The sequence below is a fragment of the Salinibaculum rarum genome (assembly GCF_030505615.1).
Lineage (GTDB): Archaea > Halobacteriota > Halobacteria > Halobacteriales > Haloarculaceae > Salinibaculum > Salinibaculum rarum.
This window is the reverse complement of sequence record NZ_CP129992.1, coordinates 225,516-248,255: the sequence shown is the minus strand read 5'-3', so window position 1 is coordinate 248,255 and position 22,740 is coordinate 225,516. Positions and strand designations below refer to the sequence as shown.

Sequence of the window (22,740 nt, the reverse complement as noted above, 5' to 3'; positions counted from 1 at the left end):
CTTTTAAGCAGGCGACACTCACCGGGTTTAAATACGCAAACCACTACTACTTGACGCACGGAAGCGAATGAGTCCGGCTCGGACAGAGTCGAAAATGACTGACAATATACAGGTACGGCGACTCCTTCTCGCCCTGTCGCTCGCGAGTCTGGTTGCGCTCGGAGGTGCCTTGCTGGCGAAGACCAACATGGTGACTGTCGCAACCGTCTTCACAGCCGCCGTCATTCTGTCGATAAACACGCTCTTCTATTACGCGCAGGCCAAGCGTCGGGGCGATTTCGTTCCGCTCTATCCCGATATGGGGATCGCGATCTTCTTCTCGATGACGGCACTGAACGCACTGTTACTGTTCTTCCGGACCCACGGGAGCAATCCCTTTATTTTGGGACTGTATTTCCCGGCGCCGCTCCCGAAAGCGCTGATCCTCAGAGCTCTGGTGATCGTTGCGTGCGCGAACTTACTGTTCATTATAACGTTCTATTCGCAACTCGGGCCTACTCTCGCTGCGAGGGTCCCTGATCCGCCAACCACCACCAAGACCGAGCAAACGTTGGCGAAATACGTCCTGATCCCCTTCTTGCTGTTCGGAGTGACGCTGGCGTTTCTCGGATTAGAGTTCAGTGGTCCTCTCTTTGTTGTCGCTCGAAATTTTCTCTACGCGCTCTTGCCGCTTTTGTTCGTTGTCGGTGTATACGATAAGGGCGTGCTAGGCTGGCCCACCGCCGCGGCGCTCGGGACCATCGCTGTATTGTTACTGGACGGCCACCTCTCGTACGTTATCGTTCCCGTCCTCGGGTTGATGGTGTGCTATCATTTCCTGTATCGGAAGCTAAAACTCCTGCACATCGTTCAGTTCGGTACTGTCTTCGTGGCGATTGCAATCTTCGGGAAACAGTATCGACTTCGCTCGACGCTCCCGCTACTCGAACGTATTCAGGAGTCGTTTGTCAGAATGATCATTACGTTTCCGTCGCTATTTGCTAACAACGTTATCGCACGGCTCTCACCGTTCGAGTCGTTCGTCACGGTCATATACTTCGTTAATGCGGGAGAAGTAGATCTGCTTTTCGGCCGGCAATATCCGGCGTTTATTGGTAAACTGCTTCCGCAGACAGTCGGCGGTGGAGACACCTACTTCGCCGGTGGCTACTACACGAATATTCTCCTCAAAAATAATATCCCGCCAGAACTTGCTCGGTTCATTGGTGAGAACACGACAGCGTCCCTCGGCGCATTCGGATCTTGGTATCTGAACTTCCATCTCATTGGAATCGTTGTCGGGATCATTATAATGGGGGTTATTTTTCGAATCTGGACAGAACTCTTGGACGACCATACGGATAACATGTGGGTTGTAGCTTTCCACGCCACCAACGTGTGGTACATGTACAGTCTTTGGTCAGTGAACACTCGGACGACCCGGGCACTGCTTATGCGGACAATTATTTTTGCATTCGTCTTTTACACCGTCAGATATTTTTCCCACTACATGGTTCGCCGTCGCGCTTCGATTGCCAAGTAAGGACGCGCGTGACTTCGCCGAACGACGATACCGTGCATCTCTTGGAGTCCGTCTAGCAACCATCAGTACGTGAAAGTTCAGGTACTCTCGGAAACCGCGAATCAGCACGATAACACAGTCTGCATAGCCGCAGTTACCGTCTTGGAACGCTAGATTTGGCTCGCCGACTTCGGCTTAGCGAGCAAGCGAAACAACTCAAGCAGTGAAGCGAGTGAATTTATGCGACACAAATACGCCATTCTGCAATCATATATCACAAGTGTACACTCATCTACTCGTACTAACACCTAACATCTATTTTAATCAGATATAGATATTTTAATTTCGAATGGAGGAATCTTATCTTCCCATTCCAACATATGTGATTCCCGCCTCCTCGACTGCTGCTGGGTTGTAGATGTTTCTCCCGTCGACTAACAGTCTGGTATTGTTCTCTGCGAGATGATCGAAATCGATATTGCGAAACTCCGGATGGGCAGTGACGAGAACCGCCACGTCGGCGTTCGTATAAACACTGTCGGCCGTCGATTCACTCGGGAGTTGTGGGTCGTAGGTCTCGATCGCCATGTCGTACGATTTCAACTCGTCTCGAATCTTGAAATACGGGCTGTTGCGGGTATCTTCGACACCGGGTTTGAACGCTTTTCCGAGAAGCAATCCTTTCGCATTCTGTGGAAGAGTTTCCTCCTGAATGAGCGACCGAATCGTTTTCTGGGCGACGTATTTCGGCATACGGTTGTTGATGTCCCGTGCTGTGTTCAGAAATCGGTTCTCAAAGCCGTTGTCGCTGGCCTTTTCGATAAGAAAGTACGGATCGATCGGGATACAGTGCCCCCCGACCCCCGCGCCGGGTGAGAATCGGGTGAATCCGAACGGCTTTGTTTCCGCGGCATCCAGCGCATCCTCGACGTCGATATCGAGCTGATCTAGGGTGAGGGCGATTTCGTTGACGTAGGCAATATTGATATCTCGATACGTGTTCTCGATGATCTTCGAAGCTGCTGCAACTGATGGATTCTCGACCCGGTGTACCTCGGCATCAAGCAACCGTTCGTAGAATCCTACGATCGCGTTCGCGCCGTCTTCGGACACTGCTCCGACGACTCTGGGAAGTGATTCGATCGGCCACTCGTTGTTCCCGGGGTCGATCCGTTCCGGTGCGTGTGCAATATACACGTCCTCGCCGATGGTTAGGTTCTGGGACTCGAATATCGGTATCACGACGTCAGAGACCGTTCCCGGTGGGATCGTCGATTCCACCACAACCGAAAGTGGCGTATCGCGTGACGTGACTTGATCAGCAATATCCCGGCACACCGATTTGAGCGGCGTCAAATCGACGAGAGATTTCGAAGATAAGGGAGTAGGGACTGCGATGACGACAAATTGCACGTTGTCTATCACACTGTCCCCATCTGTCGACACCTGAATCGTGCCCGGAGCGGTTGTGAAACGTGAATCAGATTCGACCGCAGCAACGACCGATTCGTCAATGTCAACCCCATACACGTCGATACCACGATCGAGAGCGAGAGCAGCGACCTCTCGACCGACATAACCAAGACCGAAGACCGCAAGCCCTTCCATGAATCTGATGACAAAGCGCGACAGGTATAAACATAGTCAATTGGGTCATGGATACGCTTATTAGCATCCAATCAGTTCTATGGGGACGTATACAGCACATGCTCCCTCTTCATTGGAACGATGTCTCGTACAGCCCCAGCTGTATGTGTGAATATTAAATGATTTGAAAGTGATTAACCGAGTGTTTCTTTAGTGACGATTATCGCTTTCGCGCCGGGGGCGCGCACTGAAATAATCAAACACATATCCATCGTTCAGGCCTTTGGAGAGAGCAGGATCGACACCACAGTGGATCTCATGGGACAAAACTCCTCCGAGAAACGTGATCACGTTGAAGCACTCGGGTACCTCTGAGCCCGTTACAGATGGTATCACAGTCGGATCAGGACTCACTGGTCGAATCGCTCCAGTCACTTTCGCGAGGCGCAGTCGTCTTCATAGCCGGCTCGGGATTCTCGAAAGCGCTCGGTTTCGTCCTGAATGTCGTCCTCACCCAGTCTCTGGGGGCCGCTATGTATGGGGTGTATGCGTTCAGTTACACGATACTGACGATACTGGCGGACTTCGGGACGCTCGGATCGGACCGGGCCATCCTTCGATTTTTGCCAACAGAGACTGAGGGAGAAGGAAACGGAAGTGTCACCTTATTCATCTCGGTCGTAACGGCACTGGTGGGGAGTAGCGCTATTGCGGCCGTGCTCTTTTGGTTAGCTCCCGTTCTCTCGGAGCGGACACTCAACTCGCCGCTGTTTACGGACGTAGTCCGGATATTCGCTGTTCTCGTTCCATTTCACGCATTGACCGACGTGATTCTGAGCGTCTTCCGGAGCCAAGAGCGTCTGGAGTACCAAGTCTTCGTCCGGGACATCCTCAATCCGATCATCAAGTTACTCACGACGGGAATCGCCATACTGATCGGTGCGACACTGATCGGAGTCGTAGCCGCGATCGCAGTCACTGTGCTGCTGATTTTCGCCTATACGGGCTACCTTCTAATATCGAGATCCGGAGTTTACCCGACAATAGAGGGCTATCGCACTCGGCTACGCCCCCACTATAATTTCTCGTTTCCACTCGCGATAAAAGACGTGGGAGGGTTGATTGTCACGCGGATCGACATTCTTATGATCGGGTTCCTGCTTACCGGCCCGGACGTTGGCATCTACAACATCGCTGTGCTACTGTCTGGGGTGCTTTTGTTTCCCCTGCGTGGTATCAATCAACTCGTCCCACCGATCATTTCACGGCTCTACAAAGCAGGAGATTTCGATCAGATACAGTCAATTTACGGTACCGCTTCGCGATGGGGACTGATCATCACACTTCTTCCGGCGATCGGAATTGCGGTTTATCGAGAGACGATCCTCTCGCTATTTGGCGCCTCGTTCCTCATCGGTGGCGCGTCTGTGGTGGTACTCTCCGCTGGCTATCTAGTCAGGTCCGCGGCCGGACCAAGTGGCTACGTGTTAATGATGACCGACCACCAGTATCTGCTTTTGATCAACCAGTTCCTACTTGCTGCCCTGAATATAGTCTTGAACTACATTCTCATACTTCAGTTCGATATTCTCGGTGCGGCTATTGCAACAGCTACAACAAGAATATTAATAAATCAGGTACGAGTGGTGGAAATTTGGTACCTTGAGGGATTATTCCCGTATTCTGTGGCGTTTCTGAAGCCGATACTCGCGGGCGGAGTAACGATCACTACGCTGCTCGCGGTCCGGCAGCTTCTACCAACGGGCCCCGCTGTCGCCGTGGGGGCGATTTTCGGCTCGCTCGTCTTTGGAGGGGCGCTCTATCTGCTCGGTCTGGAAGAGATCGACAAACAGTTTCTCACAGCCCTCCGTGCGAAATACGAGTCAAGGCGGTGACCGGCATGGAAGGCATCTTACCGGTTGCATTGCCTGTTGACCGACAGCCTATCCGGTTCGAGTTACAGGTATCCAAGTTCCTGTAAGTTCTCCCGCTGAGCTTCCGTCAGCTCCTCCCGTTCCGGTTCGACAGGGGTCTGGTCGCGGTACTCCGCGAGCAACTGCCGCGCCCGCTGTTCGGTGACTGCTGGTGTCCCGAACGTCTGCCAGCCGCGCAGGTAGTGGCGGGCGAATGCCGGGATGTCCTGCGGTCGTCGCCGGAGATGTTTCGCCTGCCAGCCCGACGGCTTGCCGACCTTGCCCGCCACCGTGGCGAGTCGCTTGCCCAGCCCTGAATCGACCTGGACGTACCCACCCCCTTCGTCCCAGACACTGGCGGCGTCCCACAGCGCCGTCTCGTTGTTCAGTTTCGCCAGCGCGTCCGTGTAGCCGTACTCGGGCTGGCTGGCGAACAGGTCCGTCCCGTCGATCCGCTCCGGCGCCGAGTCCCCGGTCGCGCTCACCACAGTCGGATAGATGTCGACGCTCCGGACGATACCGTCCGCCTGGGCGTCCGGAAGATCCGGATGGATGAACACGGTCGGGACGTAGACGCCCTCGGGCCGTATCGGCGAGGAGTGACCGACGAGTCCGCTCTCGCCCAGATACTCGCCGTGGTCGCCCGTGAAGACGAACAGGGTCTCCTCCAGTTCGTCCCGCTCTCGGACGGCCCGGTAGTGCTCCTTGAAATCCGCGGCGACACTCTCGACCGCGCGATCGTACAGCTCCCGGGTGCGCTCAACGTCGCCGGCGGTCTCGGCGACGAACTCCTCCAGGTCGTCGATCTCGTAGGGGAGATGCGAGAGATACGAGTGGACGTAGCAAAACCAGGGCGAATCGAGGTTGTCGAGGTCCCGCGCCTCGTCCATGCGTAACATCTCGTGGTGGACGTCGTCAGGGTCGCCGGGATAGGCCGTCTCGACGTCGGGGTCGTGGAGGAAGTCGCGCTGTTTCGGGATCTTGCCGCCCCAGCTGCGGACACCGTGATGGCGCGGTGACAGGCCGGTGACTATCGATGGCATACTCATGTACGTGGCGAGCGCCGGCGCGACCGTTTTGACGGACACGCCGCGTTCGCTCACTGATTCGGGAAGCGAGTCGTATCGCAGGGAATCCGCGACGTAGATGAAGACGTTGTCGACCTCGGGGAGCGCCCGAAGCGAATCGCCGATCATATCTCCTCGTCGTGACGGGAAATAATAAGCGTGTATAAGCGGTCACGAAGTAGTCCGCGTGGAACGATGTGGGGCCGGTCAATACAGAGATCACAGCACCACTTCACCTGTGGTCTCGTTGGTACAAGAGCGACCGAAGTGGCGCATATCGAAACCTATATTCACCGTCCTCCGGGAGGTGCCGTGTAGTGAGTTCCGAAGGGGTTCGTATCGGTGTTCTCACCGACCCGTACGTCGAAGCCTACCGTGCTGAGGCACTCCGGGCGGCCCTCACAGAGATGAACGCCGAGATCAGCTACGTCGTCGTGGACAGTCGCGAACTCGACGACGAGTCGGCCTCCCGGGAGCGGTCTAGGTCGTCTCTGAGTGGGAGACTCGCTCGGAAGTGCAGATCGCTCTGGGAACACGGAGGGTGGTCGCTCATCAATTTCGAACGCAGGCTGATGCGACGACTGTTCGGAAACCCCCGGTTTCACTCGCATCACGAACGGAAACCGGTTGAGAAGCTGTCGGTCTTCGACCGGGCGGAGCTGGAGTACTGCCAGCCGACCGAAATGGACGAGAACTGGGTGACTTTCCCGTCGGAGGTCGTCAGTTCGTTCGAAGAAAAGACGGACGTCATCGTCCGGTTCGGGTTCGGACTCGTCACCGGCGACATACTGACGGCTACGGAGTACGGCGTGTTGAGCTTCCATCCGGCCGATATTCGCACGTATCGGGGGCTGGGCCCTACCCTCATGTTCGTGAACGGGGACGACGAGATTACCGTGACGTTACAGCGGTTGACAGACACTATCGACGGCGGGGAGGTAGTTCTCTTCTCGTCTACAACTGCAGACGTTCACACGTACGACGATCTCATGAGCGAGATTGCCGATCTCAAGATCGATATGCTCCCCGAAGGCCTCGAACGAGTGCAACAGAACGCGCTAGAATCGTACGGCCCCACTGAACTGGGGGACTACTATCCCGTGAGTACCCGCGAACAGTTCGGATTCGCAACCAAATTTATTCTGAAAGATTTATTCAGAAATATATACAGGTATGTAATTAAGCGTAACTAATACTGGCCTCTAATTGGAAGATTCTGTGTGGAATACCTATCTTTTGAATTCACGCCCATTTTCTTTAATCGACCGGATGACTACCTCGGGGACTCACCATTGCCCCTTCTTGATCTGTTCATCAGTGTGACATAGAAAACCCTCCAGAAACTGCTTCTACTGTCATGTAACCGACCACAAAGAACTAAACTGAAGACGAATTCAAAAGTCTTATTCATAGTTCTGGAGAAGGCCCACTTATTAATGACCGGTCAGAACTTTGGCCCTAACTTAGCTGAAGTAATCTTATCTATAAGTGGATCAAAGTCGGTTGAGAAATTTATTGAAACTGGAACACTATATGGTGTAACCGCTAGATGGGCAAGCCAAAATTTTGAGGAAGTAGTAACAATAGAAATTGATCGCGGGTTATTAAATGAAGCACAAGAGAATACAGATGCAGATAATATTGAATTCAGACATGGAGATTCAGCAGAGATTTTGTCTCAAATCCTACCTACTCTTAACTCGCCAGCAACGTTCTATTTAGATGCTCATTGTGGGTATGGTGTTGAAAAGGCTAAAGATAACTTCGAAGTCAGCGATGATATTGAAGATATCAATCCTCTTCTTGCGGAATTAGAACAACTTTCTAAACACTCATCTGGCGAACACATTATCATCATTGACGATGTTATACATTTCTTACAGCCACCACCTCGTCCGTTCCCTCCAGATGAGTTTCCAACTATTCAGGACATAATACATGCTATTGAGGATATTTCTGATTCGTATCATGTAGTAGTGTTTGAAGGGCACATTATTGCAGTCCCACAGAGTGAAAAACAGATACTAATACAAGAGATACGTAACATACATAATCCTGAAAATAGAAGTCAAATCCAGCAGTGGGTATTAGCTCTATGGCAAAATATTGTTTTCCCCGCTGGCAGGCGTATTTATCGAAAGTTGGGATGAGGACGGTCGGAGATCTGCCAAATGGGGTAAGGTTGTTCGCTCTTGTGAAGGCCGTTGTTGATTTCAGAGGGGGCGTCAAGAGCATGTTTGAGCGCTTCGTCACCTGGTTTTCTGTAGATTCACGGCGGAGCTGAAAGGCTCTGAGATAGGGTGTTAGTGTCCAGTCGATCGTTGTCTAACACTGGTTTGAAATGTAGCAATTTAAACCCGGTCGTAGAAATCGTCATCGAGCTAATTGGTAATGGCGACTAGCAACGCTGGATACAGTTGACTATTTATGCGATAGTTAAATGTTTAATACAATACCAACCAGAAGTTAGCCCAGAATGGTCAAGAATTCCATAATTCGATATTTCAAACTCAACATCCTTTTCGAGGTGTGGGATCTCGAATCGATACCAGACAAGTCCGGAAATATATTTATCGCTGCAAAAATAGACCAACAGATGGAACATTCAGTTAACACTCAAAATATTAATAAATTCGATGCGATTTGGCCACCGAAGCCACGTAGTGAGAAAAGCTTGATGGTGTTCTACTCGGTTGCAGTACGTAACGGAATAACACCTCAGGAGCCCTGATCCAACAGTGAACATACTTCTGATCACCCGCACGGGAATGAATCGACTTTCGGAGAACGACTTTTATTTGAATGAAGTGAGCGGGAGCGACGAAGTGCCAGAACTGCCCACGACGCAGTCCCAGCATTTCTGGGTCGAGGCACTTCGTGACAACGGCCACCAAGTCACCGTTGAGCGTTATACCGACAGTCAGTTGGTGTCACCACAGCGGCGTGCGGCATTCGATCGCAAGCTGAAAGGGCTGACCTCGCTGGGGTTTGCCGCGTATCGGAAAGGATCCAGATCGATCCCACAGCGGCTGAACCCTGAGATAAGGGCCAGAAACGAGCGGATCGTTTCGAATGCCATCGCGGCCGACCCAGAGTTGGTCTTAATAACCGGCGGATACACGCAGCTGTTTCCCCACACGATCGAACGGATCAAAGCAGTCACTGGGGCAACGATTGCCGGGACGTGTGGTGTCGGTCCGTTTGACTATTCGAACGCCTGTGAGCGGGAAATAGCGGTCAAATACTACGACTTCGCTTTCACGAACACCAGCCACCGCACCCAGGCGTGGCGAGCGCTCGGGGTCAACGCGGTCCAGCTTCCGGTATCGGGCTGTGCGCCAGCGTTTGCCAAGGCCGTAAAGGAGACCGACGAACGGTTCACTGCTGATGTCTCTTTCGTCGGGCAGCCATATCCCCGCCGTGTGATGTATTTCGAACAGTTACCAGACGTTGATGTGGCTCTCTACGGCCCCGGCTGGGACGAAACACCATTGGCTGAGTATCATCGAGGCGAGGCGTGGGGGAAAGAGCGGATCAAGGCGATATATAATTCCAAGATTTCACTCAACGTTCATCACCGGTGCTCTGGTTACGGCGGTAACATGCGCCTGTTCGAGATACCAGTGGCGGGGACGATGCAGATCGTAGATACCTATGACCCGGACTGGTACGAGGAAGGTGACGAGATTGTTTCGGTCGAAACTCCCGAAGAGATGCGAGATACCGTCGAATACTACCTCAACAATGACGAGAAACGAAACCGAATTGCAGAGCAGGGACACGAGCGAGCGAAGAGAGACCACAACTATCACCAGCGTATGGAGCAACTCGTGAGCATTGTCGCAAACGACGGTGGTGTTCCTGACGGTGTTGTGGACACCAAGTATATCGAAAAGTACGCAGCGACGCCACATTGGAGTGACCCGGTTAAATAAAATCGTTTTCCCGCAGGAGACAGTACCGGATTATCAGATTCACTTACGGGTTCCGAACGCGAAATTTATACACCCGAGCGAGGATCGATAGGTAATGCGAACAATCGCTCTCGGCGTTGACGGCATGGACCCCACGCTGCGCGAGCGCTGGGTAGACGCTGGTGAGCTCCCCAACATTCGATCCCTCCAGGAAGCGGGCGCGTTCGGCCGCGCGAACTGCTCGTCGTTGATCTCGGCTACTCAGTGGACGACACACTTCACCGGCGTCTCGCCGGACCGCCACGGTGTGACCGACTTCGTCACTGCCAACGAGCAGGATACCGGTTCCACTGAAAACCCATTCAGAAAGGAAGCCATCGACCACCGCAAGCTCATCACCACGACCGACATCGCAGTCAAGACCTACCCGGAACTCCTCTCGGAGGATGGCCTCGCCGTCGGTCTGATCAACCCGCTTCCGATCTGGCCGCCGCTAGAGTTAGACGGCGGGTTCTGTATCGCGGGTATGATCACGCCACCCGACGCCGACAAGATCGTCTTCCCCTCGTCGATGAAGTCCGAACTCGACAAGTTCGGCTACCAGATCGATGTTCGGTACGGTGACCGTCCCTACGGGTTCCTGGACGACGCACTGCTGGAAGACAACGAGATCGACCTGGCGACGTTGCGCGAGGACATGTTCGACGTGCTGGAGGCGCGGATAGCCTTCACGAAATACGCGATCAAGTCGAAAGACCTCGACGTTCTCTACTCGTTGTTGAAGACGATGGACATCGTCCAGCACGCATTCTGGGCCCACATGGATCGGGACGACCCCGCGTTCGGCGACACCATTTTGGAGTGTTATCGGAAGGTAGACGACTTGGTCGGGTGGATCCGTGAGACGCAACCGGACGCGAATCTCGTTGTCTTCAGCGACCATGGGTTCGGCCCGCGGAAAGACCCCGCGTCCGGTCGCCTCCACGCGGTGGGGTCGCTGGTCGACAGCTACGTCTCGGTCCCGTTCCAACTGAAAAGCCTCTATCATCGATTCCTGAAATCGGAGACCGAGGTCGACCTGTCGGACTTGGACAGACTGAGCGGTGGCCACCGCAATCCGGCCGCTTGGGCTATGGCTGGACCTGACATCCGGGACTGGGGTAAGATTGACATCGCCTTTGAGGACATCACGCCGACGCTAGTGGCGCTGTCGGGGCGACCGGTCCCGCGAGCGTACGTCGGTGAACCAGTCGCCGACGCGTTGATCTGCGAGATCGACTACCGTGACGTTGACCTGTCCGTGACCAGAGAACACCGCGAGGATGTTGCCGGGGAGGTTTCCGACCGTCTCTATAACCTTGGCTACGCCGACATGGTCAAAGAACAGGACAGCTGACACGCAACGGAGTGACCCTGTGAAGGCGTCTACCTGTCGGAGATATCGACGGCTGTCAGGACGTAGATGTCGTGTTCTCTGGCGAGGGTCGCCTGGTCCTGTTCCGCGACCACCTTTGAGACAACTTCGTAAGACAGCGCCTCCAGTCGGTCGGCGACATCTGTTGCGGGCGCGCCCAAGAACCCGTGCGTTTCGACGTTAATCACGGCTGGCCGCACCGACAGATCTTCCAGAATCGAGATTTCTGCTCCCTCACAGTCCAGTTCAAGGACGTCACAAGACGGGAGTTCGGATGCGGGGAGCTGACGAGGACTGCCGCCCCGGGCGTTGAGGGAGATTTTATCGCCGACAATGGCATGGTGGACAGTTATTCGGTCGGCGACATTGTTCAACCGGGCTGTTTCCCTGACGTGTTCCACTTTCGTCGCGCCCCCTTCGAAGACGATTACTGACCCGTTCTCGCCGACCAGCTTTGCCGCGACGACGGCTGACACACCCCAGCCGCCACCGACTATCACCACTGTTTCCCCCGTTGTAACGTATCGCCGGAGAGCGTCGATTAACCCGGACTCGTAGTGTGGACGTTCCGGTGACATCGTCCACGGGACGATCGAATCGAACCAGCGTGCCGCCCGGACTGGGATACCGTTGTAGGTGGTCTGCTTCCGTGGCAACCGGGGACGAATCGACTGATTGTACAGGTACGGACAACCCTTGGCGATGACGGTGGACAGTCCACCTGAACGGTAGGCTTTTCGGATCTTACCGATGATGTCGCTCATCGACTGTCACCTCGGTCATCCGACGGGCGGGCGCGAAACGGCCGAGCCCGGTCGTCGACGCCGGACCGTGGGGAGTGACTGCGTCGACCCATTGTCACTCGTAGGACTCGACAGCCGAAATCACGCTGTCGACTTCCGCGGGCGTGAGTGTCGGGGACATGGGGATGGTGACCAGTTCCTCCCAGACTGTTTCTGTCGTCGGAAGGTCGGGGTCGTGTCTCTCGAAGACCGGGTGTTTGTACAGCGGCATATAGTGGACGCTCGCCCCGATGTCACGTTCGTTCAGGTGTGCGATCAGGGCGTCACGCTCTGTCGCCGGAACGCGCATCGTGTAGTTGTATCTGGCGTGTGTGACGTGGTCTTTCGTGCGCAACGGCGTCGTCTCTTCGATTCGCTCGAACGCGTTGTCGTAACGGTCCGCGACCGCGTGCCGTTTGGCCCTGAGATCGGGCTGGCGTTCGAGTTGGACCAGCCCCATCGCCGCCGAGATGTCGTGCATGAAATACTTGTACCCGACGTGGGTCACCTCGTAATACCAGTCATAGCCCTCGTCGTCTGACCGTTCGTGGGTTGACTTGTCGACCCCAAGTTTGCTCAACCGTCGGGCTGTCCTAGCCAGTTCATCGTCGTCGGTCACGAGTGCTCCGCCCTCGCCGGTCGTGAGCGGCTTCGTCGCTTGGAAACTGAAACACCCGACGTCGCCGGTCGTCCCGATGAACTCGTCCTCGTAGGTGGCGCCGACGGCATGGGCCGCATCCTCGATGACCACAGCGTCGTGTGCGTGGGCGATTTCGACAATCTCGGGAATCTCCACCGGTTGCCCGCCATAGTGTACTGGGATCACTGCGGCTGTCTGCTCCGAAATTCGGTCCGCCAGAACGCTGGGATCCATGTTCAGCGTCTCCGGATCCACGTCAACGAAGCCGACTTCGTAGTCGTTGTACCGCGCGACGTGCGCTGTCGAAATCCACGTAATGGGTGGTACCAGTATCTCGGTCCCTGATAGGTCGCTGGCTTTGATCGCCAAGTCCAGCGCGGACGTCCCGGCGTTCGTCGCGATGACATTCTCATACTCGTACCTGTCCCCGAATTCGGATTCGAACTCGTCGACCTTCGGTCCGAAACCGATCCACCCCGTCTCGAGCGCTTCTGCTATCTCTCTCAGTTCGGCGATACCGACGTCGGGACGGGAGACAGGAATCATGTTGCAATACTTGGTGTCCGGTTTCAATAGGTTTTCGAACAGCGTGTGTGGGTTTCTTCGAGTGTATCTCCGGTCTCTACGGCGGGCGGGTTGCGACGATACGAGCCTTGAGAACTAATCAATCTGCCGTGTTGAATAGCGATCTAATCGGCAGATACCACCGAGTAGAAGGGTGAAGCCGAGGAATTCGACTCTGCCTATGGAGATCGATATCCTCGACTTCGTTGAGCAGTGTCGGCACCTAGCCAAACAAGCGTTAGGGAAGCACGCGGGCGAGCCCGCCAGCGGCGGGTTCGCCCGCTGGGTTCACGTCGTCTTGCACTGTTTTCGCCTCGAAGAAGACCACAGCTACCGTGTAACGCCGAATCGGCTGGAATACATGTCGGAACTCCGTGACGCTCTTGATCTTGATCAAGACGATCTCCCGGACTACACGACGATCTACAAATCCTTTGACCGGCTGAAGATGTGGGTCTGGCGGGCGTTGCTGCGCGTTTCAGCGCAGCAACACCCGCAGTCCGATCATGCAGCACTCGATAGCACGTTCTTCGACCGCCGCATCTCGTCATCGTATTACCGCCAACGCTCTGGAAACTCTGTTCAGACGCTGAAAGTGACGAAATTAACCGATGTGGAATCGCTTGCCGTACTCGATGTACATATCTCAGCACGCTGGCAACACGATACCAAGACCGGCCCGCAGGTCGTCCGCGTTCCAGCGGACGACCTGCTCTCAGTGGCTGCTGACAACGGGTTCCAAGACTGGCACACTGAATACGAGATTGCTGCACTGGATCTCGACAACCTCGTTCACTACCGTGGTTCGTCACTGAATGCAACTGCGAATAACGCGCTCATTCGGTCAAAAGGGGACTCTCAGCGCTGGATGGCGGAAACCTCCTACTCGACAACGAAGCTCTCGCTCGGCGACGCCGTGCGAGCGCTGGGCTGGTATCGACAGTTCCGTGAAATCGTCCTCATGTTCGCCATCATCAACATAGAATCTCTTTGTGAGCCGCTCTAACCATAACTCAGAATCTATTCAACAGAGCACATCAATCCATTCCTTAACCCGCAATGGAATGACTCGTCGGTCGTCGACCCGTTCTTATAAGAGAAGCGGGATTCATCAGTCGAGTATCGTCATGAGCGAAACGGAGCCGTATATTGTCTGCAGTGTTCTGAACTGGAATAATTACGAAGATACCCGAGAGTGTATCGAATCGTTGCTTGGCGTCACGTATCCGAATCTGGAGGTGTTACTCGTTGACAACGGCTCCATGGACGACTCCGGTCGAAGGCTGGCAAAGGAGTTTCCGGAAATCTCGACACTATTTCTGGATGAAAACTTGGGATTCGGTCCCGGTCACAACCGTGGCGTTCGGTGGGCGACTGAACGCAGTGCCGATTACGTCATGATGGTGAACAACGACGTTACGTTTTCGACCGACCAGCTCTTCGAAGGATTGGTTGAGACGATGGAGGCCGACCCCGATATCGGCATACTCACGCCGCAGGTGTACACGGGTCTGGAGGGTAGGGAATGCCACTTCCGTCGCGGGGTAATCCGGCACGAGACGGCGACGCCGGACTACGAGTATCCACCCGTCGAAGCAGGCTCCGACCTCATCGACAATGACTACGTGCCGTTTATCGCTGCACTGATCCGGCCAGCCGTGTTCGAGAGGGTCGGCCTATACCCCGAGGAATACTTCATGTACTACGGGGACCTAGATTACTGTACCCGGATAACCCGTGCAGGTTTTGCGATCAAAACGTACCTTCCGGGACGGGTGTATCACGGTGTCAGCAATACCAGCGGTGGCTCCATCGCACCAATCCGCTCGTATTACAACATGCGAAACCGGTTCATCTTTGCCCGGAATTTCCCTACCTTGGTCGACAGCGCATCGTTTTACCCACACATCCTCCGGTACCTGTGCTACCAGACCGCGAGACGGGTCTATCACGCGGAATTCGCCGGACTGGTTGCACTCCTCAGAGGTGCATTCGATGGACTCGCAGGAAAAACAGGCAAAGGTCCCTACCCGTAGTCGCGATCGACATCAACTCCCACGGGTTCGCGGTCCGGGCGAGCAGTCACCGGGTTCCGAACGGAGTCGATTCTGCCGATAAGTAGCTTCAAGTCGTGTGATATCGATTAACCGTTCATGCCTACTATCCACGACGTGGAAGTCCGCGATCTCCAGGTGAACGCCGACGAGCGTGGCCATCTCGTTGAGATCTTTCGTGAAGACTGGGAAGAATACGACTCCAACCCGGCGATGAGCTACTACTCAATGACCTACCCGGGGATCACCAGAGCCTGGCACCGTCACACCAGAGGGCAGGTTGACCACTTCGTCTGTCCGAAAGGCCGGATCAAGGTGGGGATCTACGACGATCGGGACGGGTCACCCACGGACGGCGAACTGGACACACTCGTTGTCGGTGAACACGACCAAGCGGTCGTTCGCATTCCGGGTGACTGTTGGCACGGGTTCAAAGCGATTGGCGACGAGCCGGCGATGCTCGTCAACTTCCCGACGAACCTCTACGACTACGAGAACCCCGACGAGGAACGGCTCCCCTATGATACAGACGAAATCCCTTTGAACTGGGACGAAGAAGCAAGTGGGTGAACAGATGAAAGGCGTCCTTCTCTCGGGCGGGACGGGCTCGCGGCTCCGCCCGATAACACACACCGGTCCGAAACAGTTGGTTCCAGTCGCGAATAAACCGGTCCTCGAATACGCGATCGAGGACCTCAAGGAAGCGAACATCACCGAGATTGGTGTTGTACTCGGGAACAAGGGTCGCGAGGAGATTCAGGAACTACTCGGTGATGGCTCGGAATACGGTGTGGACATTACGTATATTGTGCAAGGGAATCCGCTTGGACTCGCTCACGCGGCCGGGTGTGCCCGGGATTTTGTCAACGGCGACGACTTCGTCATGTATCTGGGAGATAATATTCTCAACGAGGGGATCTCGGACCTCGTCGAGAGCTTCGAAGCGGGAAAATACGGGGCGGGGATCGCGTTGCAGGCGGTCGACTATCCGGGACAGTTCGGCGTCGTTGACATCGATGACGACCAGAACGTCACGGGACTCGTTGAGAAACCCGATGACCCGCCGACGGACCTCGCGCTAATCGGGATGTACGTTTTCTCGCCAGCCATCTTCGACGCCATCGAGCGACTCGAACCGTCGTGGCGCGGCGAACTCGAGATCACGGATGCGATCCATCTCCTCCTCGACGATGGCTACGAGATCGACTCACACGTCGTCACTGGCTGGTGGAAAGACACTGGGAAACCGGAGGACATTCTCGAAGCAAACCGTCTCGTTCTTGAAGAGACGACGCTTGAGCGTCGAGGTACCGTCGAGGATGGGGCCGAAACGAAGGGCCGGATAGAACTTGCCGAGTCGGCTGTCATCGAAGACGGTGCCGTCGTCCGTGGCCCCGTCTCGATCGCCGACGACACCGTTGTCAAAAGCGGGACATACGTCGGCCCCTACACCTCACTCGGTCCGAACTCGACTCTCGACGGGATCCACATCGAGAACAGTGTCGTGATCGGTGACTCCACTCTCACAGCTTCGGGCCGTATCGTCGACAGCCTGCTTGGTCGGTGCACGAATGTCGAGAGCGCGGACGATCACTTGCCCGAAGGGCGGCGTCTTGTCGTCGGAGAGAACTCCCAGCTCAAACTCTAATAATGCGAATCATCACACTCACCTGTCCTGCATGTGGCACCATCATCGCCGCAAACGAACTCGAAGCGAATCGCGTGATGAACTGCCCCGGGCTCGACTGCCGGGAATTGCTCCGCTTCGAGGACCTCCCCGCCGACGCACGAGACCATTTCCTCGACAATCGAGGCCGATACGAGCTGTCCTAACGGCACCGCATTCCGACAGTATTGTAAATAGGTATCGCAAATCTCGGTGATGATGCGTATTCTCGTCACTGGCGGTGCCGGGTTCATCGGGTCGAACTTCGTCCAGCATGTATTATACGAACACGATGATGACGAAATCGTCACGCTCGACGCATTGACGTACGCTGGATCGCGGTCGAACCTTGATGGGGTTCTTGACCACCCGCGCCACCAGTTTGTCGAGGGGGACATCTGTGATCGCGAACTGGTTTCCGAACTCGTTACGGACGTTGACGCCATCGTCAACTTTGCAGCAGAATCACACGTCGACCGGGCGATCGAGGGCGCACAGTCGTTCGTCAGAACGAACGTCGGGGGTGCCCAGACACTGCTCGAAGCCGCCGTTGACGCCGAGATTGACCGCTTCCTCCAGATCTCGACTGACGAGGTATACGGTCAGGTCATCGACGGAGAGTTCAGCGCGAACGACCGACTGATGCCAAGAAATCCGTACGCTGCGACGAAAGCTGGTGCCGACCTACTCGCAATGAGTTACCAGATGACGCACGGTCTTCCGGTTCTCATCACTCGCACCTGCAACAATTACGGCCCCCGACAACACGCGGAAAAGCTCATCCCGAAATTCATCCAGAAAGCCGCTGAAGGTGCGGATCTTCCGGTGTATGGCGACGGGACCAATATCCGCGAGTGGATTTACGTTGAGGACAACTGTCGCGCCCTCGATATAGTCCTTCGTGAGGGTGATCCTGGGAATATCTACAACGTCGGGTCCGGAGACGAGCGGAGCGTTCTTGGAGTCACTAGGGCGATTCTCGACGCTGTCGGCGGCACCGAAGACCAGATCACGTTTGTGGAAGACCGTCCAGGCCACGACCAGCGGTACGCGCTCGACACCACCAAGACCGACGCACTCGGGTGGCAACCGGAGTGGTCGTTTGAGGACGGACTGGATAAGACAGTCGAGTATTACCTGTAAGCGACGCGGTCAGCGTCGTCCTTTTTGCCATCGAAGGACTGCCTTTCACTCCAGATAGCCCAGATCCTTCAACCGTTCTTCCGTCCCCTGACCGTCGATATCGACTGTGGCGACAGACCCATCCGATCCTGCTGACCGGCCGTCAACGGCGAGATGGTCGTCGAGGTGCTCCGCGAGCTCCGCGCGCCGCGCTTCCTCGTCGTCGCCGATATCTGTCTGTTCGGTCGGGTCGGCTGAGAGGTCGAACAGGAGTTCGCTGTCGCCGTCTCGAATGTACTTCCACCGGTCGGTACGCACACAACCGGCGTAGTCGGGCACGAGGTTGGCTTCGGCGATGGCGACCCCGTCACCCGAGGTTCGGTCGTCCGCTGGTTCGTGTCCACGATCGTCGAATCCGGGTAGCGGATCGCCGACAAACGCGTCAGGAACTGACGAGCCGGCCATTGTCGCGAGCGTTGGTGCGATGTCCGTCAGTTCGACGATCTCGTCAACTGTCGTCGAGTCGCAGTCCGGTCCAGCAAACACAAGCGGCACGTGAAGTAGTTCGTCGTAGAGCTGGTGGGGGTGTGAGTACGTTCCGTGTTCGCCGAACTGTTCGCCGTGATCGGCCGTGACGGCGACGACGGTGTCGGCGAACTGGTCGCGCTCGCGGAGGCCGTCAAGGAACCGCCCGAGACAGCGGTCGGTGTAGGTAACCTCCTCGCGATACCATGCCCGAAGCGTCTCCCGCTCGTCGTCGGTAATTTCGGTTGGACTGGTGACAGCCTTTCGCCATAGTCGCTCGCCGCGGTACTTGTTCCAGTAGGAATTACCAGACTTGGGCTGGTAGGGTCCGTGGACGTCCATATAGTGCAACCAGAGGAAAAACGGTTCGTCGCCGTCGCGGCTGTCAAGCCAATCCAGACCTCTTTGAGTTAACTTCTCTGCCGGGAGATAGGGGTGCTTTCGGACGAGGCGCAAGAGCTTGTCTGCCAGGACCTTTGTACGGCCCGACAGTGCGTCAATACCGTCCATCGGTAGACGAGCGTCGAAGACATCAAACCCGCGATCGAAGCCAAACAGGTTCGACAACAGAGGGTTCGAATGAAAGCCCGCTGTCTCGTATCCATTCTCGCATAGGACAGTCCCTATCGTCGGATTGTCCCCGATAGAGACTCCAATCGTGCTTTCGGTGAGTTCGGTATACTGGAGGTCGCTGGGATACTGGGAAGTAAAAAGCGACGGCATTGAGAACGTCGTGAACGGGCCCTGTGCAAACGCTGTGCTGTAGCTACGTCCACGCTCAACGAGTCTGTCAAGCGACGGCGTCTCGGCGGCGTTAGAATACACATGATCTGCCCGCAAAGAGTCAATAGTGACCAGTAAGATATTCGGTTGTCCACCCGACGGGTCGCCTGTCATAGTGTGGTGTTTCTGACCGCGCTACCAGTAAGTTTCGCCTCGGGAAAGACCCAAGAATTGGCCGAATCTCCTATATATTTCACGTACGTGTTTAGCCCCGATGAATTTCGCCACTATCTCGTAACAGGCGACCAATCGGAGGGATATGTACCCTCAGCAAGGGCTAATTGAATTTCTCCAGGGATGGTCTCCGCTAGTATCTCAGGGAAGCTTTTGTGAAGCTGGCGTGAGTTGGACGGTGTATGGTTGGCCGTGAGAGAAATGTCGTCAAACATCTGAGTGAGGGAGAACTTGACCGATTACAGGCTGAGGCAGACGACATAAAGGAATACAAACGCCTCACCTTTCTCAAACGGCTCTACAATGGTGCAACGCTGGCAACTGCTGCCGAAGATATAGGGATCTCACAAGGAACGGCAAGTAACTGGGTGACACGGTGGAACGAAGGTGGACTCGGAAAACTGACGCCGAACTTCGGGGGCGGCAGGCCCCCGAAGCTCGACGAAGCAGAACAAGAACAACTCATTGCACGCCTCCGTGAGGGACAGCCCTGGAAGAAACAAGAGATTCAGCATCTTCTCAACGAGGAGTTCGATGTCGAATATCACCCACATTACCTCCCAACGTTTCTGGATAAACTCGGCCTCCACTACGCCATTCCTCGAACAAAACGCCCTAAGCGACCAGAGAACGCCGAAGAAATCCTCGACGAACGCGTCAGGTACGCGTTCGACGAGGAGGCTCTTGAGCAACCTCACAACAAACGCGAAGATGATACTGACGACGAAGACTGGGACCGCGACGAGGATATCCGAACAGACGGAGGCGCTGTTGTCGGATTCTTCGATATCTCTCACCCACAACCGTGGGACAATTCTCAGCGGATGTATACGGTTGATGAGCCACACATTGAGCGGAAGTTGGTGAAGATCGACACACCAGCAGCTGGATTCTACGCCCTCAACGGTGAGAGTGTCCTGTCGTTTCCACCGAATCAGGAGAAAGAGAAGATTTGCGGGTGTTTCGAGAAGGTCCGCGAGCAGAATCCTGGCAAGCGGATTCTGCTCGTGTTGGATAATTTCTCGTCACACGTGTGTAAGTACACGCGCAAGCGAGCACACGAACTCGGGATAGATTTGATATTTCTTCCAGTGGGATCGCCCGATCTCAATCCGATCGAGCCAGTTTGGAAGAGTCTCAAGTGGGAATCTTCGCCATTCATTGTCGAAGGTGGAGATGAGTATCGAAGACGAATCACAGAACTGTTCGGAAATTTGACCAACCAACTTAGCTTCGCCTCCTCGTGGATCGAGAATCATCTTGACAACTATCTCAATAAGTTAGTCTAGTCACTATGCCTCTCAGGCGGCGGCATCCGCGCGGATACCGAACCGGTCAGATGAGGCGGCTTGGAGATCGTATCAGTCCTGGTTTGTCGTGGCGTTGTGCGGTTAGTGACGCCGCAACCAGCGCAACCGCGGAGAGAACGACGTGTGTCTCGACGTTGTTCTCCTTGCGTGCGCGGACGCGATCAAGGCCAGTGAACGACTTCAGCCGCGAGAAGACCCGCTCGACACCTGCTCGCAGGTGTCGATGCATCCGCTCTTTGATCGCCTGGAAAATGTACGTCTCCTCAACGCTCCCTGCCTCAACGCCGTATTCCGAGAGAAGGTTTTGCGGCAGGCGCTCCAGCGCGTCGTATGGGCTCTCGATCTCCTCGCCGTGTTCCTCAAACAGTTCTTTGATTTCTTCCTTGATCGTCGCTAACGGCGACGATCTGCGGGGATTGATCGCCGTCAGCAACGGACAGTCAAGGCGGTCTTGGCAGAACTCACGATTGCCCTGACTGTCGAAGCCAGCATCGGCCAGCGCCGCCTGAAGATCGTCGGTGTCGTACCGCTCATCGAAGTCCTCGATGAGCGGTTCAAACGCCGCAGTATCGTTTCGCTTGCCGGTCTCCATCGTGATGGCGACCGGCAACTCACTCGCTGCATCAACGACGAGATATACCTTGTACCCGTAGAACGAGCCTTCGTGTTTGCCCCAGCTTGCGCCTTCAACGTCGCCGTTTTCGATCTCCTCGCGCGTATTTGCCCAGGCGGCGATGTGTGTCCCGTCGATCACGACGAACTCGCCAGCATGGTCGTGATCGGCGAGCAGTTCGCAACACATCGACTGGAGGCAGTCACGGAGTTCCTCTGGCTGAAGCTCGTCGAAGGCCCGCCAGAGGGATGTCCCGTCGGGGACATCCTCTGGCTCGGTATACTCCAGTGCTTCGCGGAAAGAGTGGTTGCGCCGGAGACGGCGTTCGAGGGCGTCGAATGAGTCGCCCTCGAACTGCCGCAACACGAGTGCAGCAGCTCGTTCCGGCGTGATGGACTGGATCTGTGAGACTGCGACCGAAAGGAACGTCGCAACGAGTTCATCTCGGTAGAGGTAGCCGTCGTCAGCCGGATCGTCTGGCGTGACATCGGTTGGCTGGTCGGTTTCGCGCTGAGTCAGCTGGTCGTCCCGTCGGGACGGCCAGCTGTGGGCGTAGACGGTGGTATCTTCCCAGTCAGCGGCGTGAACCTCGCCTTGGTCGGCGAGTTTCTGGAGTGGCCGGTAGCAGCGACGACCGAGTAGATCGTTTGCTTCGGGTGCGGTAAGTCCAGATGGACGGCAGAACGCGAGATGCTTGAGAGTAGCTTTAGTGGTTTCCTTGCGGTGGAAGACGGCTTGGCCGTCATCCACCTCGGGACGCCAGAAGCCGTCGTGGGTAGAGCGGTGACCGACGACGTGCTTACTGGCGACGTATTCGCTGTTGTGGTTCAACGAGGTGTAGAAGGCGTCTTGAGCGGCGATCTGGGTGATGTACCACGCCGGCACGTCGGTGCCGGCGCGGAGCTCTTGTTTCGAGGCGACCTCTCCGTGGGTTCGAAGGTACTCACGAACGGCAGTCTTATGAGAATCAACTGTGTTCTGGTCAGTGTCGGATTCGGTATTGGACATACCTTGAATCCGACTTCTAGTCTAGTGAAAGTGACTATTTCTATCGGTAGTGAACGCTAGACGATGGGTCTGAACTAATCTCGAAAGCGTGCAACGGGCTACC

The 22,740-nt window shown here is 55.5% G+C and carries 20 protein-coding genes; 14 read left to right on the top strand and 6 right to left on the bottom strand.

Going from position 1 to position 22,740, the window contains the following annotated elements:
• The first annotated feature begins 94 nt into the window (after positions 1 to 94).
• Positions 95 to 1,522 (top strand): hypothetical protein, encoded by a 1,428-nt coding sequence (locus QYL91_RS01405; RefSeq protein ID WP_302081601.1) that lies wholly within the window; start codon positions 95 to 97, stop codon positions 1,520 to 1,522.
• A gap of 339 nt (positions 1,523 to 1,861) precedes the next feature.
• Here the strand turns inward: QYL91_RS01405 and QYL91_RS01395 are convergent, their stop codons facing one another.
• Positions 1,862 to 3,109: a nucleotide sugar dehydrogenase gene (locus QYL91_RS01395; RefSeq protein ID WP_302081600.1), complete on the bottom strand. Its 1,248-nt coding sequence runs from the start codon at positions 3,107 to 3,109 to the stop codon at positions 1,862 to 1,864.
• A gap of 365 nt (positions 3,110 to 3,474) precedes the next feature.
• On the opposite strand from QYL91_RS01395, the gene QYL91_RS01390 reads away from it, so the two are divergent.
• Entirely contained in the window at positions 3,475 to 4,983 is a 1,509-nt protein-coding gene (locus tag QYL91_RS01390) for a flippase (RefSeq protein ID WP_302081599.1), read from the top strand.
• Between the two features lie 62 nt (positions 4,984 to 5,045).
• Here QYL91_RS01390 and QYL91_RS01385 read toward each other — a convergent pair whose 3' ends face one another.
• The gene (locus QYL91_RS01385) at positions 5,046 to 6,197 is read right to left on the bottom strand and encodes a sulfatase-like hydrolase/transferase (RefSeq protein ID WP_302081598.1); all 1,152 of its coding nucleotides are present in this window, start codon (positions 6,195 to 6,197) and stop codon (positions 5,046 to 5,048) included.
• A gap of 68 nt (positions 6,198 to 6,265) precedes the next feature.
• Here QYL91_RS01385 and QYL91_RS01380 point away from each other — a divergent pair, with 68 nt between their 5' ends.
• The 5 genes from QYL91_RS01380 (at position 6,266) to QYL91_RS01360 (ending at position 11,378) form a co-directional block, all read left to right on the top strand.
• A complete protein-coding gene (locus QYL91_RS01380) occupies positions 6,266 to 7,261 on the top strand; it encodes a formyltransferase family protein (protein ID WP_302081597.1) in 996 nt (331 codons plus the stop codon).
• A 243-nt stretch (positions 7,262 to 7,504) separates the two neighbouring features.
• The gene (locus tag QYL91_RS01375) at positions 7,505 to 8,218 is read left to right on the top strand and encodes an O-methyltransferase (RefSeq protein WP_302081596.1); all 714 of its coding nucleotides are present in this window, start codon (positions 7,505 to 7,507) and stop codon (positions 8,216 to 8,218) included.
• Between the two features lie 326 nt (positions 8,219 to 8,544).
• Complete coding sequence (locus QYL91_RS01370) at positions 8,545 to 8,799, top strand: hypothetical protein (protein ID WP_302081595.1); 255 nt, start codon at positions 8,545 to 8,547, stop codon at positions 8,797 to 8,799.
• Positions 8,800 to 8,806: 7 nt separating this feature from the next.
• Positions 8,807 to 10,003: a CgeB family protein gene (locus QYL91_RS01365; protein WP_302081594.1), complete on the top strand. Its 1,197-nt coding sequence runs from the start codon at positions 8,807 to 8,809 to the stop codon at positions 10,001 to 10,003.
• A gap of 94 nt (positions 10,004 to 10,097) precedes the next feature.
• Positions 10,098 to 11,378, top strand: coding sequence for an alkaline phosphatase family protein (locus QYL91_RS01360; RefSeq protein ID WP_302081593.1), 1,281 nt, complete (start codon positions 10,098 to 10,100; stop codon positions 11,376 to 11,378).
• Positions 11,379 to 11,407: 29 nt separating this feature from the next.
• Here the strand turns inward: QYL91_RS01360 and QYL91_RS01355 are convergent, their stop codons facing one another.
• Positions 11,408 to 12,160: a class I SAM-dependent methyltransferase gene (locus QYL91_RS01355; protein ID WP_302081592.1), complete on the bottom strand. Its 753-nt coding sequence runs from the start codon at positions 12,158 to 12,160 to the stop codon at positions 11,408 to 11,410.
• Between the two features lie 94 nt (positions 12,161 to 12,254).
• On the bottom strand, positions 12,255 to 13,364 hold the full coding sequence (locus QYL91_RS01350; RefSeq protein ID WP_302081591.1) for a DegT/DnrJ/EryC1/StrS family aminotransferase: 1,110 nt from the start codon (positions 13,362 to 13,364) through the stop codon (positions 12,255 to 12,257).
• Positions 13,365 to 13,563: 199 nt separating this feature from the next.
• Here QYL91_RS01350 and QYL91_RS01345 point away from each other — a divergent pair, with 199 nt between their 5' ends.
• From QYL91_RS01345 to rfbB, 6 genes are all read left to right on the top strand, one after another.
• Positions 13,564 to 14,388, top strand: a complete 825-nt coding sequence (locus tag QYL91_RS01345) for a transposase (protein WP_302081590.1) — start codon at positions 13,564 to 13,566, stop codon at positions 14,386 to 14,388.
• 121 nt (positions 14,389 to 14,509) lie between these two features.
• Positions 14,510 to 15,418, top strand: coding sequence for a glycosyltransferase family 2 protein (locus QYL91_RS01340; protein WP_302081589.1), 909 nt, complete (start codon positions 14,510 to 14,512; stop codon positions 15,416 to 15,418).
• A gap of 117 nt (positions 15,419 to 15,535) precedes the next feature.
• Positions 15,536 to 16,006: a dTDP-4-dehydrorhamnose 3,5-epimerase family protein gene (locus QYL91_RS01335; RefSeq protein WP_302081588.1), complete on the top strand. Its 471-nt coding sequence runs from the start codon at positions 15,536 to 15,538 to the stop codon at positions 16,004 to 16,006.
• Positions 16,007 to 16,010: 4 nt separating this feature from the next.
• Positions 16,011 to 17,084 carry a glucose-1-phosphate thymidylyltransferase gene (locus QYL91_RS01330; RefSeq protein ID WP_302081587.1) on the top strand — a complete coding sequence of 358 codons (1,074 nt, stop codon included), beginning with the start codon at positions 16,011 to 16,013 and terminating at the stop codon, positions 17,082 to 17,084.
• A gap of 2 nt (positions 17,085 to 17,086) precedes the next feature.
• On the top strand, positions 17,087 to 17,269 hold the full coding sequence (locus tag QYL91_RS01325; RefSeq protein WP_302081586.1) for a hypothetical protein: 183 nt from the start codon (positions 17,087 to 17,089) through the stop codon (positions 17,267 to 17,269).
• 52 nt (positions 17,270 to 17,321) lie between these two features.
• Positions 17,322 to 18,245 (top strand): dTDP-glucose 4,6-dehydratase, encoded by a 924-nt coding sequence (gene rfbB, locus QYL91_RS01320; protein WP_302082887.1) that lies wholly within the window; start codon positions 17,322 to 17,324, stop codon positions 18,243 to 18,245.
• A 45-nt stretch (positions 18,246 to 18,290) separates the two neighbouring features.
• Here rfbB and QYL91_RS01315 read toward each other — a convergent pair whose 3' ends face one another.
• Positions 18,291 to 19,646: a sulfatase family protein gene (locus tag QYL91_RS01315; RefSeq protein ID WP_302081585.1), complete on the bottom strand. Its 1,356-nt coding sequence runs from the start codon at positions 19,644 to 19,646 to the stop codon at positions 18,291 to 18,293.
• Between the two features lie 242 nt (positions 19,647 to 19,888).
• On the opposite strand from QYL91_RS01315, the gene QYL91_RS01310 reads away from it, so the two are divergent.
• Complete coding sequence (locus QYL91_RS01310; RefSeq protein ID WP_302081584.1) at positions 19,889 to 20,995, top strand: IS630 family transposase; 1,107 nt, start codon at positions 19,889 to 19,891, stop codon at positions 20,993 to 20,995.
• A gap of 46 nt (positions 20,996 to 21,041) precedes the next feature.
• Here the strand turns inward: QYL91_RS01310 and QYL91_RS01305 are convergent, their stop codons facing one another.
• Entirely contained in the window at positions 21,042 to 22,637 is a 1,596-nt protein-coding gene (locus QYL91_RS01305) for a transposase (protein WP_302080554.1), read from the bottom strand.
• Positions 22,638 to 22,740 lie beyond the last annotated feature (103 nt).

Coding starts and splice junctions, on each gene's coding strand:
- QYL91_RS01405 (WP_302081601.1), top strand. CDS start 95: ATGACTGACAATATACAGGTACGGCGACTCCTTCTCGCCCTGTCGCTC.
- QYL91_RS01395 (WP_302081600.1), bottom strand. CDS start 3,109: ATGGAAGGGCTTGCGGTCTTCGGTCTTGGTTATGTCGGTCGAGAGGTC.
- QYL91_RS01390 (WP_302081599.1), top strand. CDS start 3,475: ATGGTATCACAGTCGGATCAGGACTCACTGGTCGAATCGCTCCAGTCA.
- QYL91_RS01385 (WP_302081598.1), bottom strand. CDS start 6,197: ATGATCGGCGATTCGCTTCGGGCGCTCCCCGAGGTCGACAACGTCTTC.
- QYL91_RS01375 (WP_302081596.1), top strand. CDS start 7,505: ATGACCGGTCAGAACTTTGGCCCTAACTTAGCTGAAGTAATCTTATCT.
- QYL91_RS01370 (WP_302081595.1), top strand. CDS start 8,545: ATGGTCAAGAATTCCATAATTCGATATTTCAAACTCAACATCCTTTTC.
- QYL91_RS01360 (WP_302081593.1), top strand. CDS start 10,098: ATGCGAACAATCGCTCTCGGCGTTGACGGCATGGACCCCACGCTGCGC.
- QYL91_RS01355 (WP_302081592.1), bottom strand. CDS start 12,160: ATGAGCGACATCATCGGTAAGATCCGAAAAGCCTACCGTTCAGGTGGA.
- QYL91_RS01350 (WP_302081591.1), bottom strand. CDS start 13,364: ATGATTCCTGTCTCCCGTCCCGACGTCGGTATCGCCGAACTGAGAGAG.
- QYL91_RS01345 (WP_302081590.1), top strand. CDS start 13,564: ATGGAGATCGATATCCTCGACTTCGTTGAGCAGTGTCGGCACCTAGCC.
- QYL91_RS01340 (WP_302081589.1), top strand. CDS start 14,510: ATGAGCGAAACGGAGCCGTATATTGTCTGCAGTGTTCTGAACTGGAAT.
- QYL91_RS01335 (WP_302081588.1), top strand. CDS start 15,536: ATGCCTACTATCCACGACGTGGAAGTCCGCGATCTCCAGGTGAACGCC.
- QYL91_RS01330 (WP_302081587.1), top strand. CDS start 16,011: ATGAAAGGCGTCCTTCTCTCGGGCGGGACGGGCTCGCGGCTCCGCCCG.
- QYL91_RS01325 (WP_302081586.1), top strand. CDS start 17,087: ATGCGAATCATCACACTCACCTGTCCTGCATGTGGCACCATCATCGCC.
- rfbB (WP_302082887.1), top strand. CDS start 17,322: ATGCGTATTCTCGTCACTGGCGGTGCCGGGTTCATCGGGTCGAACTTC.
- QYL91_RS01315 (WP_302081585.1), bottom strand. CDS start 19,646: ATGACAGGCGACCCGTCGGGTGGACAACCGAATATCTTACTGGTCACT.
- QYL91_RS01310 (WP_302081584.1), top strand. CDS start 19,889: ATGGTTGGCCGTGAGAGAAATGTCGTCAAACATCTGAGTGAGGGAGAA.
- QYL91_RS01305 (WP_302080554.1), bottom strand. CDS start 22,637: ATGTCCAATACCGAATCCGACACTGACCAGAACACAGTTGATTCTCAT.